This window comes from Enterobacter cloacae complex sp. GF14B (genome assembly GCF_004136805.1).
GTDB classification, from domain to species: Bacteria; Pseudomonadota; Gammaproteobacteria; order Enterobacterales; family Enterobacteriaceae; genus Enterobacter; species Enterobacter hormaechei_C.
The window spans coordinates 50,883-64,908 of record NZ_QFRV01000004.1 but is presented as its reverse complement, the minus strand read 5'-3'; the positions used below and the strand labels follow the sequence as shown (position 1 = coordinate 64,908).

General features: G+C 55.0%; 15 protein-coding genes and 1 other annotated feature. Of the genes, 9 read left to right on the top strand and 6 right to left on the bottom strand.

Features of this window, described 5'->3' with window-relative positions; translation table 11 throughout:
* Window position 1 precedes the first annotated feature (1 nt).
* The 3 genes from trpD to trpL all read right to left on the bottom strand — a co-directional run bounded on the left by trpD (window position 2) and on the right by trpL (window position 3,298).
* Entirely contained in the window at window positions 2–1,597 is a 1,596-nt protein-coding gene (gene trpD, locus DD606_RS02480) for a bifunctional anthranilate synthase glutamate amidotransferase component TrpG/anthranilate phosphoribosyltransferase TrpD (protein ID WP_003856782.1), read from the bottom strand.
* Window positions 1,597–3,159 carry an anthranilate synthase component 1 gene (locus DD606_RS02475; protein WP_045343250.1) on the bottom strand — a complete coding sequence of 521 codons (1,563 nt, stop codon included), beginning with the start codon at window positions 3,157–3,159 and terminating at the stop codon, window positions 1,597–1,599. The genes trpD and DD606_RS02475 overlap by 1 nt, the downstream gene beginning before the upstream one ends.
* A 23-nt stretch (window positions 3,160–3,182) precedes the next feature.
* Window positions 3,183–3,277, bottom strand: a sequence feature (Trp leader region).
* Window positions 3,254–3,298, bottom strand: coding sequence for a trp operon leader peptide (trpL, locus tag DD606_RS02470; protein WP_071524153.1), 45 nt, complete (start codon window positions 3,296–3,298; stop codon window positions 3,254–3,256). (Overlaps the previous feature by 24 nt.)
* Window positions 3,299–3,425: 127 nt before the next feature.
* On the opposite strand from trpL, the gene rnm reads away from it, so the two are divergent.
* The 3 genes from rnm (at window position 3,426) to rluB (ending at window position 5,909) form a co-directional block, all read left to right on the top strand.
* Entirely contained in the window at window positions 3,426–4,319 is an 894-nt protein-coding gene (gene rnm, locus DD606_RS02465) for an RNase AM (RefSeq protein ID WP_022651354.1), read from the top strand.
* On the top strand, window positions 4,316–4,936 hold the full coding sequence (locus DD606_RS02460) for an L-threonylcarbamoyladenylate synthase (protein ID WP_003856793.1): 621 nt from the start codon (window positions 4,316–4,318) through the stop codon (window positions 4,934–4,936). The genes rnm and DD606_RS02460 overlap by 4 nt, the downstream gene beginning before the upstream one ends.
* A 97-nt stretch (window positions 4,937–5,033) precedes the next feature.
* Window positions 5,034–5,909 carry a 23S rRNA pseudouridine(2605) synthase RluB gene (gene rluB, locus DD606_RS02455; protein ID WP_032658649.1) on the top strand — a complete coding sequence of 292 codons (876 nt, stop codon included), beginning with the start codon at window positions 5,034–5,036 and terminating at the stop codon, window positions 5,907–5,909.
* A 36-nt stretch (window positions 5,910–5,945) separates the two neighbouring features.
* On the opposite strand, the gene cobO is transcribed toward rluB, so the two are convergent.
* Complete coding sequence (cobO, locus tag DD606_RS02450) at window positions 5,946–6,536, bottom strand: cob(I)yrinic acid a,c-diamide adenosyltransferase (protein WP_003856796.1); 591 nt, start codon at window positions 6,534–6,536, stop codon at window positions 5,946–5,948.
* Window positions 6,533–7,294 (bottom strand): YciK family oxidoreductase, encoded by a 762-nt coding sequence (locus DD606_RS02445; RefSeq protein WP_017384219.1) that lies wholly within the window; start codon window positions 7,292–7,294, stop codon window positions 6,533–6,535. Before DD606_RS02445 ends, cobO begins: the two co-directional genes overlap by 4 nt.
* Before the next feature lie 252 nt (window positions 7,295–7,546).
* Here DD606_RS02445 and sohB point away from each other — a divergent pair, with 252 nt between their 5' ends.
* Window positions 7,547–8,593 (top strand): protease SohB, encoded by a 1,047-nt coding sequence (sohB, locus tag DD606_RS02440; RefSeq protein WP_022651351.1) that lies wholly within the window; start codon window positions 7,547–7,549, stop codon window positions 8,591–8,593.
* 35 nt (window positions 8,594–8,628) lie between these two features.
* Here the strand turns inward: sohB and DD606_RS02435 are convergent, their stop codons facing one another.
* Window positions 8,629–8,880, bottom strand: coding sequence for a YciN family protein (locus tag DD606_RS02435; RefSeq protein ID WP_003856804.1), 252 nt, complete (start codon window positions 8,878–8,880; stop codon window positions 8,629–8,631).
* 398 nt (window positions 8,881–9,278) lie between these two features.
* Between DD606_RS02435 and topA the strand changes: the two genes are divergently transcribed.
* The 5 genes from topA (at window position 9,279) to ymiC (ending at window position 13,923) form a co-directional block, all read left to right on the top strand.
* Window positions 9,279–11,876 carry a type I DNA topoisomerase gene (gene topA / locus DD606_RS02430; RefSeq protein WP_003856806.1) on the top strand — a complete coding sequence of 866 codons (2,598 nt, stop codon included), beginning with the start codon at window positions 9,279–9,281 and terminating at the stop codon, window positions 11,874–11,876.
* 186 nt (window positions 11,877–12,062) lie between these two features.
* Window positions 12,063–13,037 (top strand): HTH-type transcriptional regulator CysB, encoded by a 975-nt coding sequence (gene cysB / locus DD606_RS02425; RefSeq protein WP_003856808.1) that lies wholly within the window; start codon window positions 12,063–12,065, stop codon window positions 13,035–13,037.
* Between the two features lie 336 nt (window positions 13,038–13,373).
* Window positions 13,374–13,514 (top strand): YmiA family putative membrane protein, encoded by a 141-nt coding sequence (locus DD606_RS02420; protein ID WP_213083754.1) that lies wholly within the window; start codon window positions 13,374–13,376, stop codon window positions 13,512–13,514.
* Window positions 13,515–13,516: 2 nt separating this feature from the next.
* Window positions 13,517–13,687: a hypothetical protein gene (locus DD606_RS25865; protein ID WP_006810843.1), complete on the top strand. Its 171-nt coding sequence runs from the start codon at window positions 13,517–13,519 to the stop codon at window positions 13,685–13,687.
* Window positions 13,688–13,824: 137 nt separating this feature from the next.
* Complete coding sequence (gene ymiC, locus DD606_RS26335) at window positions 13,825–13,923, top strand: small membrane protein YmiC (protein ID WP_032103392.1); 99 nt, start codon at window positions 13,825–13,827, stop codon at window positions 13,921–13,923.
* Window positions 13,924–14,026 lie beyond the last annotated feature (103 nt).

Below are 14,026 nucleotides of genomic sequence, written 5' to 3'. Positions count from 1 at the left end.
TTTACCCTCTTGCCGCAAGTGCGGTAACGCGATCGTAAGCTGCACCGGAGCGCAGTACGGCCAGAACTTTTTGGGCGTTGGCTTTTAGATCTTCCTCGCCATGTAAACGCATCAGCATGGCTACGTTGGCCGCCACGGCGGCCTCATGGGCGGCCTCACCTTTACCTTGTAATAAGCGCGTGAGAATGTCACGGTTTTCTTCCGGCGTGCCGCCCGCCAGGGCGTCCTGATGGTACGGGGTCAACCCGAAGTCAGCGGCCTCAAGCTGATAGTTCAGCACTTCGCCGTGATTCAGTTCCGCCACCAGCGTGGGCGCATGCAGGGAAACTTCATCCATCCCGCCGCTGTGTACCACGGCGGCGCGTTGGTAACCGAGGACGCGCAGCGTCTCCGCAATCGGCAGGACCAGCTCCGGGCTGTAAACGCCAATCAGCGCCAGCGGCGGGTGCGCCGGGTTAATGAGTGGACCGAGCACGTTAAACAGCGTGCGGGTTTTAAGCTGCTGGCGAACCGGCATCGCGTGGCGGAAACCGGTGTGATACTTCGGCGCAAACAGGAAACAGACGCCCAGGTCATCCAGCGCTTCACGGGAACGCTCGGCGTTCATGTCCAGGTTGATACCGAAAGCTGCCAGCAGGTCGGACGATCCTGAACGGCTGGACACGCTGCGGTTGCCGTGTTTCGCCACTTTCAGACCGCATGCCGCGGCCACAAAGGCGCTGGCGGTGGAAATATTGATACTGTTACTGCCGTCGCCACCGGTCCCGACAATATCGGCAAACGGGTAGTCCGGGCGCGGGAACGGGGCGGCATTTTCCAGCAGCGCGGTTGCCGCACCGGCGATCTCCTGCGGGCTTTCGCCGCGTACCTTCATGCTCACCAGCGCAGCGGCGAGCTGCTCAGGCTTCAGCTCGCCGCGCACGACGGCGGAGAACAGCTGATGGCTCTCCTGCTGGCTCAGGGTCTGAGCCTGATACAGTTTTTCCAGAATCGGTTGCAGGGTGTTGGTCTGCTCCAGCTTTTGCAGCGCCCAGTCGAGCGTTTGCTCCAGCAGGCGCGCGCCGTTGGACGTCAGGATAGATTCCGGGTGGAACTGCATCCCGCAGACGCGATCCGCATCATGACGCACCGCCATCACCATCCCTTCAAACGAGGCGTTAATGGTCAGCCCGGCCGGAATGTTGCTGCCAACCAGCGAGTGGTAACGCGCTACCGGAAGCGGGTTCGGCAGCCCGGCAAACATCGCCTGACCGTCATGTTCAATGCTTGACGCTTTACCATGCAGGATCTCCCCCGCCTGACCCACGTAACCGCCGTAGGCTTCGACAATCGCCTGATGGCCAAGGCAGATGCCGATAATCGGCAGCTTGCCGCGCATACGGGTCAACAGCTCAGGCATACAGCCTGCTTCGCTCGGTGCGCCTGGGCCCGGGGAGAGCATCAGCACCGGGTTTTGCATGGTCGCCAGGCGGTCAATCAGCGTCTGGGCCGGAACGTGGTTGCGATAGATAACAACGTTGTGACCATTCGCACGCAGCTGATCTGCCAGGTTGTAGGTAAAGGAGTCGATATTATCGAGCAGCAGAATGTCAGCCATCAGAAAATCTCCTGTGCATGGTGTGCGGTAGCAATGGCGCGCAGTACCGCGCGCGCTTTACTGCGGGTTTCGTCGGCTTCCGACTGCGGAACAGAATCCAGCACAATTCCGGCCCCGGCCTGGACGGTGGCAATGCCGTCCTCAACGTAGGCGGAGCGGATCACGATGCAGGTATCAAGGTCACCGTGAGCGGTGAAATAGCCCACGGCACCACCGTAGCTGCCGCGACGGCGGCCTTCAGCTTCGGCAATCAGCTGCATGGCGCGGACTTTCGGCGCGCCGCTCAACGTACCCATGTTCATGCAGGCGCGGTAAGCGTGCAGGACGTCGAGGTCGTGGCGCAGCTCACCCACCACGCGGGAGACCAGGTGCATGACGAAGGAGTAGCGGTCGACTTTGGTCAGGTCCGCCACGTAGCGGCTGCCAGGCGTGCAAATGCGTGCCAGATCGTTACGCGCCAGGTCAACCAGCATCAGGTGTTCGGAGAGCTCTTTATGGTCGGTACGCATTTCCAGTTCAATGCGGCTGTCGAGATCGCGGTCCAGGGAGCCATCGGCACGACGGCCGCGTGGGCGGGTTCCCGCTATCGGGTAGATCTCAATCTGGCGGCTGGTGGCGTCGTACTTGAGGGAGCTTTCCGGCGACGCGCCAAACAGGGTGAAATCATTGTCCTGCATAAAGAACATGTAAGGGCTTGGGTTGCTCTTTTTAAGCACATCGTAAGCCGCCAGCGGCGACGGGCAGGGTAGTGAGAAGCGACGGGACGGCACCACCTGGAATATCTCCCCGGCACGAATCGCTTTTTGCATCTGACGCACCACCGCGCCGTACTGATCGTCGGTCTGACTCACCTCGCAGGTCATCTTTTCAACACGCTGCACCGGGAGTGCGGGCGGTGCTTCCGACATCTGCTGTTGCAGTTGGGCGATGCGCTGCGCGAGGCGATTTTTCTCAGACGCAGACGGCGTGAACAGGCTGGCCTGGATGCGGGTGTATTTTCTCTGATGGTCGATCACCAGCAGGGTTTCGGCCAGGTAGAAGCAGTAGTCCGGGCAGCGGTTACCCTGCTCGGTTTGGGGTAAATCTTCAAAGCCAGCAACCAGGTCGTAAGCAAACAGCCCGCCAAAGAACATTGCTTCGCGCTCATCTTCCGGTACGGCCACCAAATTTTGCAGCAGACGGAAGGCGTCAAAAACGGAGAGCGAGCAGAGGCGGGCATCCTCATCCAGCAGCTGGCTTACCGGTGGGAAATGCAGAATTCTCAGGTCCGGATGACGCTCATTTTCAATACCTGAAGGCAGAGCCGCATCCAGCAGCGGCAGCAGCGACGCGCCATTCTCAGATAACGCCTTAATAGTGACGGTGTCACCCGACGCGGTAATGCGTAACGCGCTGTCAACCAGCAGCAGGCTTTTGAGATCGTCCTTGCTGTCGATATCAGCAGATTCCAGCAGCAGCGTCGCAGGACGTGCACCGCACACCTGATGAAACAGCGCGGTAGGGTTATGGCGATAGGCCGCCTCGCAGGTCAGCAGTTCGAGGTGGGGTTTGGCTGTTTGCATGTTGTTGTTCTCATATTCTGTTCAAAAAAAAGCCCGCTGGGTAGCGGGCTGGGTATCTGTTTGCTTATCGCAGACGCGTGACACTGCCCGAAGATCAGGAAGTACGCCACCAACCGTGCAGAGCGAAATGTGCTGTCATTTTCAGATACCTTTCTCGTGTGAACTTGCGTACTAGTTAACTGGTTCGATGGCGTGTTGTCAACCCCTGATTTCAGTATTTCACGGTTAGTCGGTATCATAGGGGCTTCGGATGTCTCCAACCTGTTATGGGAAGTGCTTTGAGCGATACCACCTACGCCGTAATTTATGATTTACACAGCCATACGCAGGCTTCAGATGGCCTGCTGACACCCGAAGCTCTGGTCCATCGCGCCGTTGAAATGCGTGTCGGCACGCTGGCAATAACCGATCACGATACCACTGACGGCATTCCCGCCGCGCGCGCCGAGATTGTCCGCAGCGGACTGGCGCTGGATCTGGTGGCCGGGGTTGAGATCTCGACGGTCTGGGAAAACCACGAAATTCATATCGTTGGCCTGAACATCGATATAGAACATCCGGCCATGCGTGCTTTTTTGCAAGAACAAAAAACACGCCGCAATCAACGCGCGGAGATGATTGGCGAACGTCTGGAAAAAGCGCATATTCCCGGTGCGCTGGAAGGCGCGCGAAAGCTGGCGAACGGTGGGGCGGTGACGCGCGGCCATTTCGCCCGTTTTCTGGTGGACGCTGGTAAGGCGACGACCATGGCGAATGTCTTTAAAAAGTATCTGGCGCGCGGGAAAACCGGATACGTTCCCCCACAGTGGTGTACAATAAAACAAGCTATTGATGTGATTCATCATTCTGGCGGTAAGGCCGTGCTGGCCCATCCGGGGCGGTATAATCTTTCTGCTAAATGGCTGAAAAGACTGCTGGCACACTTTGCCGAATGCGGCGGTGAGGCGATGGAAGTTGCCCAGTGTCAGCAGGCACCCAATGAACGTTCGCAGCTCGCGACCTACGCCCGTCAGTTTGGCCTGCTTGGCTCACAGGGTTCAGATTTCCATCAGCCCTGCGCGTGGATTGAACTGGGGCGCAAGCTCTGGTTACCCGCGGGCGTTGAGCCTGTCTGGCAGCTCTGGGAACAGCCACAGCAAATTGAAGAGAGGGAAGTATGAGTCAGTTTTTCTATATCCATCCGGATAACCCCCAGCCACGTCTGATTAATCAGGCCGTGGAGATCGTCCGCAAAGGCGGCGTTATTGTCTACCCAACCGATTCTGGCTATGCGCTGGGCTGTAAAATCGAGGACAAAGGGGCGATGGAGCGCATCTGTCGCATCCGCCAGCTGCCGGACGGCCACAACTTCACCCTGATGTGTCGCGATCTCTCTGAGCTGTCGACCTATGCTTATGTTGATAACGTGGCGTTTCGCCTGATTAAGAACAACACGCCCGGTAACTACACCTTCATTCTGAAAGGGACAAAAGAGGTACCGCGTCGTCTGTTGCAGGAAAAACGTAAAACCATCGGCATGCGCGTGCCGTCGAACCCGATTGCCCAGGCGCTGCTTGAAACCCTCGGCGAGCCGATGCTCTCCACATCGCTGATGCTGCCGGGCAGTGAGTTTACCGAGTCCGACCCGGAAGAGATCAAAGATCGTCTGGAGAAGGTGGTGGAGCTGATTATTCATGGCGGCTATCTTGGCCAGCAGCCGACCACCGTGGTGGATCTCACCGAAGATGCGCCAGAAGTGATTCGTGAAGGCGTGGGCGATGTTAAGCCTTTCTTGTAAGGGTGTAAGCAGATATACTACGCGGCCATCAAAGCAGGGCGCCGCCCTGTTTTTGACCTGATTCGACGCCTGTGAAGGCGACACCTGAGGAAGCTCAATGAGCGAGAAGTTACAGAAAGTGCTGGCGCGTGCCGGCCACGGTTCGCGCCGTGAAATCGAAGCCATTATTGAAGCAGGCCGCGTGAGTGTGGACGGTAAAATCGCCACGCTCGGTGACCGCGTTGAAATCGTACCGGGGCTGAAGATCCGCATTGACGGCCATCTTATCTCCGTGAAAGAGTCTGCTGAACAGATCTGCCGCGTGCTGGCATACTACAAGCCGGAAGGCGAACTGTGTACCCGCAACGATCCGGAAGGCCGCCCGACGGTGTTTGACCGTCTGCCAAAACTGCGTGGCGCCCGCTGGATTGCCGTAGGACGTCTGGACGTGAACACCTGCGGCCTGCTGCTGTTCACCACCGATGGTGAACTGGCAAACCGTCTGATGCACCCGAGTCGTGAAGTGGAACGTGAATACGCCGTTCGTGTTTTCGGCCAGGTTGATGAAAACAAACTGCGCGACCTGTCGCGTGGCGTTCAACTGGAGGACGGCCCAGCGGCGTTCAAAACCATCAAGTTTACCGGTGGTGAAGGCATTAACCAGTGGTACAACGTTACCCTGACAGAGGGACGTAACCGCGAGGTGCGTCGTCTCTGGGAAGCGGTAGGCGTGCAGGTTAGCCGCCTGATCCGTGTCCGTTACGGCGACATCCTGCTGCCAAAAGGCCTGCCGCGTGGGGGATATACCGAACTGGATCTGACTCAGACCAACTACCTGCGCGATCTGGTTGGCCTGACGCCAGAAACCTCGTCGAAAGTGGCGGTAGAGAAAGATCGTCGTCGCATGAAGGCGAATCAGATCCGCCGTGCGGTGAAGCGTCACAGCCAGGTCAGCAGCAATCGCCGCTCTGGCAGCCGTAATAACAACGGTTAATTGAAAAGCCCGGTGAATACACCGGGCTTTTTTTCTTCAGTAATCAATCCCAATTTGCGCTTTGATTCCCGCATCGAACGCATGCTTAACCGGACGCAGCTCGCTGACGGTATCGGCCAGCTCCAGAATATCCCGATGACACCCGCGCCCCGTGACAATAACCGTCTGATGCGCTGGGCGGTTTTTCAGGGCAGCCAGCACGGCCTCCAGCGACAGATAGTCGTAGGCGACCATATAGGTGATCTCATCCAGCAACACCATGTTCAACGACGGGTCAGAGAGCATCCTTTTAGCATGCTCCCAGACGGCGAGGCAGGCTGCGGTATCGGTTTCCCGGTTCTGGGTATCCCAGGTAAAACCGGTCGCCATCACCTGAAACTCAACGCCATGCGGCTCGAGCAGATTACGCTCGCCGTTGGGCCATTCACCCTTGATAAACTGGATCACGCCCACTTTCTGCCCATGTCCGACTGCGCGGGTGGCGGTACCAAATGCGGCGGTGGTTTTTCCTTTACCGTTGCCGGTGAACACGATGAGGATCCCGCGCTCGTCCTGAGCGGCTGCCACGCGTGCATCAACCTGTTCTTTCAGACGCTGCTGGCGCTGCTGATGACGATCTTCACTCATTGCGATATCCCCGGTTTGCGGCCTGGCTGGGCATCGAAGGTCATTCCGGTTTTACGACGGCTGTCGTCACCCATCAGCCACAGGTAAAGAGGCATAATATCGGCCGGGGTTTTAAGCTTTTGCGGATCTTCTGTCGGGAAGGCGCTGGCACGCATTTTGGTGCGCGTACCGCCCGGGTTAATACAGTTAACCCGCAGGTGGCGGCTTTGGTACTCTTCGGCCAGCACCTGCATCATTCCTTCGGTGGCAAATTTTGAGACGGCGTAAGCCCCCCAGTTCGCACGCCCCTGACGCCCCACGCTGGAGGAGGTAAAGACCAGCGAGCCGGAATCGGAGTTGAGTAATAAAGGAAGCAAGGCCTGGGTCAGAAAAAACGTCCCGTTGACGTTAACCTGCATCACCTGCTGCCAAATCTCTGGATCCTGTTCATCCATCGGGCGCACTTCGCCCAGTAACCCCGCGTTGTGCAGTACGCCATCCAGACGCGGATAATGCGTGCTGATACGCTGGGCAAGGGCCTGACATGACGCTGGCGTACAGGTCAGCAGATCGAGCGTATACCAGGGCGTGGGGGTACCGCCGGCGTTTTCGATTTCACGAGCGACGGCCTTGAGCTTTTCTTCATTACGTCCCAGCAGAATAAGGCTCGCACCGTATTCAGAATAGGTCAGCGCCGCTTCGCGACCAATCCCGTCGCTGGCACCGGTAACCAGAATGATGCGGTTCTGTAGAAGGTTTTTTTGTGGCTGATAATGCACGGTGGCTCCTCAGGCGCATTGGGCGTAACTTGCACCTTTATTTATGACTTTTCGGCTTTATGCCCGAAACAGCGTCAGAATTCAATCAGTCTACAGGACAGATCGCTGGGAAATTAACAATTTGCAAAGATTTAAACCAGCAACGGGGGATTCCTGAAGCCGCCTCGCAGAGGTAATGTCCAGAGCGAGACGCCTGCGCAGGGCTGTTGTACACTGGCGTGAAAGATTCGTGGTTAAATCAAGGTGGAACGCGTGGAATTACTTTCTCAGTATGGGTTGTTTTTGGCCAAAATCGCGACGGTGGTTATAGCTGTCGCGGTGATTGCCGTCCTGATTGTCAACCTGACGCAGCGTAAGCGTCAGCGTGGTGAGTTACGCATTACCCGCCTGAGCGAACAGTATAAAGAGATGCAGGAGGAGATGTCTCTGGCGCTGCTTGACGATCATCAACAGAAGCTGTGGCTAAAAGCCCAGAAGAAAAAACATAAGCAGGACGCCAAAGCTGCGAAGGCGAAAGCTAAACTCGCCACGCCACAGGCTGACGCAAAACCGCGCGTCTATGTGCTCGATTTTAAAGGTAGCATGGATGCGCATGAAGTCTCCTCACTGCGTGAAGAAGTGACGGCGGTGCTGGCCGTGGCGACAGCCCAGGATCAGGTGGTGGTACGCCTTGAAAGCCCGGGTGGCGTAGTGCATGGGTATGGACTGGCGGCTTCGCAGTTACAACGTCTGCGGGATAAACAGATCCCGCTCACCGTGGCGGTAGATAAGGTCGCGGCGAGTGGCGGCTATATGATGGCGTGCGTGGCGGATAAAATCGTCGCGGCACCGTTCTCCATTATCGGCTCGATTGGGGTAGTCGCGCAGATCCCTAACTTCAATCGTTTCCTGAAAAACAAAGAGATCGACATTGAACTGCATACGGCGGGCCAGTACAAACGTACGCTGACGCTGCTCGGCGAAAATACCGAAGAGGGACGGCAGAAGTTCCGGGAAGATCTGAACGAAACCCACCATCTGTTCAAAGATTTCGTGCACCGCATGCGCCCAACGCTGGACATTGAGCAGGTGGCTACGGGCGAACACTGGTACGGCACGCAGGCGCAGGAGAAAGGGCTGGTGGATGAAGTGGGTACCAGCGACGACCTCCTGCTCAACCTGATGGACGGCCGTGAGCTGGTGGGGGTGCGCTTCACCCGACGTAAGCGCCTGCTCGACCGTTTTACCAATAGCGCGGCAGAAAGCGCGGATCGCCTGCTGCTACGCTGGTTGCAGCGCGGACAAAAGCCGCTGTTGTAAAGAAAAACGCGAGGCAGATGCCTCGCGTTTTCGTTTTAATCGACCAGGTGGTACTTCTCTGAGAGGGTATGCGCCAGGTATTTAAACATGTTAAATACGGCGGTGCTTTTTGGGGTGGGTAATCCTTGTTCATCAAGGAAGTATTCACCGCTGAACACCAGCACGCCATTACGTTGTTCCACGCCAGTCGCTTCAATCCCCGCCAGGGTGTCTTCATGGTCGCGAATGAGTTTGTTTGCTTCGATAAGCAGTGAAGCTCGGTCAATGGGTTGGGTCGTATTCTGCATATTCCACTCCTTAAACAGTGACAATAGTCTACGCCTGGGTCGCTTCGGGGGCAAATTTTCCCTGTTATCCGAGGGGATAAGGAACAGGGGCTGGCTGGCGGGATTTGCTTTTGCATGCTAATAAAGTTGCGTAACGAATTTTATCAGGTACAGTGTGCGCTTTCGTCATTCTGGCAACAGAATTGCTTGACATTCGACCGGGAATTCGTCACGAATGAACTTTGATGTGAGAAAAATACCCGAAAACTCAATGACCTGGATGTCGCCATTCTGACGTTCGGTAACACATAGGGGTTGATATCCCCTGACGACGTCGCAATATCAATGGCTCGTCGTCAGCGGAAGGGAAATCAACGTGCGGCGTATTCCTGGAAGAATTAAATTAGGTAAAGGTGAATATGGGTAAAGCTCTCGTCATCGTTGAGTCCCCGGCAAAAGCCAAAACGATCAATAAATATCTGGGCAATGACTACGTGGTTAAGTCCAGCGTTGGTCACATTCGCGACTTGCCGACCAGTGGCTCAGCCAGCAAAAAGAGCGCAGACTCTACCTCCACCAAAGGGGCTAAAAAGCCTAAAAAGGATGAACGTAGCGCGCTTGTCAACCGCATGGGTGTTAACCCATGGCACAACTGGGATGCACATTACGAAGTGCTGCCAGGCAAAGAAAAAGTCGTTAACGAGCTGAAACAGCTTGCTGAAAAAGCAGACCACATTTATCTCGCAACCGACCTTGACCGCGAAGGGGAGGCCATCGCATGGCACCTGCGGGAAGTGATCGGGGGTGATGACAAACGCTACAGCCGTGTAGTGTTCAACGAAATTACAAAGAATGCGATTCGTCAGGCGTTTGAAAAGCCGGGTGAACTGAATATCGACCGTGTTAACGCTCAGCAGGCGCGTCGCTTTATGGACCGCGTTGTAGGCTACATGGTCTCGCCGTTGCTGTGGAAAAAGGTCGCTCGCGGCCTGTCTGCGGGGCGTGTGCAGTCTGTTGCTGTTCGTCTTGTTGTTGAGCGTGAACGCGAGATCAAAGCGTTCGTCCCGGAAGAGTTCTGGGAAGTGGATGCGAATGTCACCACGCCGGGCGGCGATGCGCTGCCGTTGCAGGTGAGCCACCACAACGACAAACCGTTCCGTCCTGAAAATCGCGATCAGACCATGGCCGCCGTGGCGCTGCTGGAAAAAGCGCGTTATCAGGTTCTGGATCGTGAAGACAAACCGACCAGCAGCAAGCCTGGCGCACCGTTTATCACGTCAACGCTTCAGCAGGCGGCGAGTACGCGTCTGGGTTACGGCGTGAAGAAAACCATGATGATGGCCCAGCGTTTGTATGAAGCGGGTTACATCACCTACATGCGTACTGACTCCACCAACCTGAGCCAGGATGCTGTCAACATGGTGCGCGGCTATATCGAGGACAACTTCGGTAAGAAATACCTGCCGGACAGTCCTAATCAGTACGCCAGCAAAGAGAATTCTCAGGAAGCGCACGAAGCGATTCGACCTTCTGACGTTTCCGTTCTGGCAGAATCGCTGAAAGATATGGAAGCGGACGCCCAGAAGCTGTATCAGCTGATCTGGCGCCAGTTCGTAGCCTGCCAGATGACGCCAGCGAAATACGACTCCACCACGCTGACCGTCGGCGCGGGTGATTTCCGCCTGAAAGCGCGCGGCCGTATTCTGCGCTTCGACGGCTGGACAAAAGTGATGCCTGCGCTGCGTAAAGGTGATGAAGACAGAACGCTGCCTTCAGTCAACAAAGGTGACGAGCTGTCGCTGGTTGATCTGGTCCCGGCTCAGCACTTCACCAAGCCACCTGCGCGCTTTAGCGAAGCATCGCTGGTGAAAGAGCTGGAAAAACGCGGAATCGGTCGCCCGTCCACCTATGCGTCAATCATTTCGACCATTCAGGATCGTGGATACGTTCGCGTTGAGAACCGTCGTTTCTATGCTGAAAAAATGGGGGAGATTGTCACCGACCGTCTGGAAGCGAACTTCCGCGAGTTGATGAACTATGACTTCACCGCGCAGATGGAAGACAGCCTCGATGAGGTTGCCAGCCATAAGGCAGAGTGGAAGAAAGTTCTCGACAGCTTCTTCAGCGATTTTACCAATCAGCTTGAGAAAGCCGAGAAAGATCCTGAAGAGGGCGGCATGCTGCCTAACCAGATGGTACTGACGAGCATCGACTGCCCAACCTGTGGCCGTAAAATGGGGATCCGTACCGCGACCACGGGCGTGTTCCTCGGTTGCTCTGGTTATGCGCTGTCGCCGAAAGAGCGTTGCAAAACCACCATCAACCTCGTGCCGGAGAACGAAGTTCTCAACGTGCTGGAAGGTGACGATGCGGAGACCAACGCACTGCGCGCCAAACGCCGCTGTAAGAAATGCGGCACGGCGATGGACAGCTACCTGATCGATCCAAAACGCAAACTGCACGTTTGTGGCAATAACCCGACCTGCGATGGTTATGAGATCGAAGAAGGTGAGTTCCGCATTAAGGGCTATGATGGTCCAATCGTTGAGTGTGAGAAATGTGGTTCCGAAATGCACCTGAAAATGGGACGCTTCGGTAAGTACATGGCATGCACCAACGACGACTGTAAAAACACGCGTAAGATCCTGCGTAACGGTGAAGTTGCGCCGCCGAAGGAAGATCCGGTTCCGCTCCCTGAGCTGCCGTGCGAGAAGTCAGACGCGTATTTCGTGCTGCGTGACGGCGCTGCCGGGGTATTCCTGGCGGCCAACACCTTCCCGAAATCGCGCGAAACCCGTGCGCCGCTGGTAGAAGAGCTGTACCGCTTCCGCGACCGTCTGCCGGAGAAACTGCGTTACCTGGCCGATGCGCCACAGCAGGATCCGGAAGGCAATAAAACCGTGGTGCGCTTCAGCCGTAAAACGAAGCAGCAGTACGTGGCGGCAGAGAAAGAGGGCAAAGCGACCGGATGGTCAGCCTTCTTTGTCGACGGGAAATGGGTTGAAGGCAAGAAATAATCTTTCCTTACCGTAACTTACCTGTGAAAGGGCCGGACTTCCGGCCCTTTTTTATTACGTTGTTATTATTTTTTGTTCCGTACTATACAGCCTGGCTATAAATGATATAGTGGTTATAGTTAACCCGTTTCTTATTATCAAATCGTCTTAAGCGATTGACGCATGCGCTAAATCGGATGGTCTGGCATGAAATTACAGCAGCTTCGCTATATCGTTGAGGTCGTCAATCATAACCTCAATGTCTCTTCCACCGCAGAAGGTCTTTATACCTCTCAGCCCGGCATCAGTAAGCAGGTGCGTATGCTGGAGGATGAGTTAGGTATTCAGATATTTGCCCGCAGCGGTAAGCACCTGACTCAGGTCACGCCGGCAGGACAGGAAATCATACGCATCGCACGGGAAGTGCTCTCCAAAGTCGACGCCATTAAATCCGTCGCCGGGGAGCATACCTGGCCTGATAAAGGCTCTCTGTATATTGCCACCACGCATACACAGGCGCGTTATGCACTTCCCGGGGTGATCAAAGGTTTTATCGAACGCTATCCCCGCGTTTCCCTGCATATGCATCAGGGCTCACCGACGCAAATCGCAGAGGCCGTGTCTAAAGGTAATGCAGACTTCGCTATCGCGACGGAAGCGCTCCATCTGTACGATGATCTGGTCATGCTCCCGTGCTACCACTGGAACCGCTCTATTGTTGTGACCCCGGAGCACCCGCTGGCGGGGAAGGGCGAAGTGACAATCGAAGAACTGGCGCAATACCCGCTGGTGACCTATACGTTCGGCTTTACGGGCCGGTCTGAACTGGACACCGCGTTTAACCGCGCCGGATTAACGCCACGGATTGTCTTTACGGCGACGGATGCGGACGTCATAAAAACGTATGTGCGTCTGGGCCTGGGCGTTGGGGTTATTGCCAGCATGGCGGTGGATCCTGTCTCAGACCCGGATCTGGTGCGTCTGGATGCGCATGATATTTTCAGCCACAGCACCACCAAGATAGGTTTTCGTCGCAGCACGTTCCTGCGCAGCTATATGTATGATTTTATTCAACGCTTCGCGCCACATTTAACGCGCGACGTGGTGGATACAGCTGTAGCGTTACGCTCCAATGAAGACATCGAAGAGATGTTTAAAGACATAAAACTTCCCGCCAAATAATCACACCCGGTATCTTTCTGGTACGGAAAGATACCGTCATTCCCCTTTAAACCTGAATTAGAATTATCATCATCTACGTCCACTGTCATATATCGTCATAACCCATTAAATGACTATGGTTTTACTGTCGCAAATTTGCGACAAAAGTAGAAACTAATTTACAGGTGTGCAAATTATTCTTTTCAATTATTTATTTCGGGTCAAAAGATTGAATTTTCCCAGGCCCAGATACGTAAATTCACTGGCTTTTCGGCTAAAGTTTCTTTAGGATTTATCTCATCAGATGATTACTTGTGCCAATTGTTTGGTCTCTAAATGATAAGCGATGTCGATTGTATGAGGTTAGCAATGCCGTCAGGAAGTGAAGAACCGCAAAGGGATCCCGCGCTTAAGCGTAAAGCCTGGCTGGCGGTATTTCTTGGCTCTGCCCTGTTCTGGGTGGTGGTTGCTCTTCTTGTCTGGAATTACTGGGGTTGATTATGGTCATGACGGTGCGTACAGAAGCGAGAAAAGAGATGTGTCAGCTTCGTGACAATGCTCACAAAGCCCGTAAGGCGCCAGCAACCAGCGTGCCAGCTTCCTGGAAACTGACGCCACAGCAGCAGGCCTTTATTGATGTGTTCGCGGAAGACGAACCCAAAAAACAATAATTTTGAATTTTGCGTAATGATGCAAATAGTCTGAATAAAGACTGTGCGCTTTTGTACTCCTTAATAAATACACATCAGCAATATAGAACGAGGGCAGACCTCGCAACCTTAAATAATTAAAGTCTGGTGTCCCTATGATGAATAACATGACAACCGTAAAATACTGGTCATGGCTCGGCGTATTCTCAGCGTCGATCCTCTTCTGGTGTCAGCTCCTCTGGCTGGCCTTGCACTAAATCGTAAAACCTCGCCACGGCGGGGTTTTTTGTTTTATCCCTCGTGTTGGACCATTCCTAAATTTATCAATTTGGGTTGTTATCAAAACGTTACGACATCTTT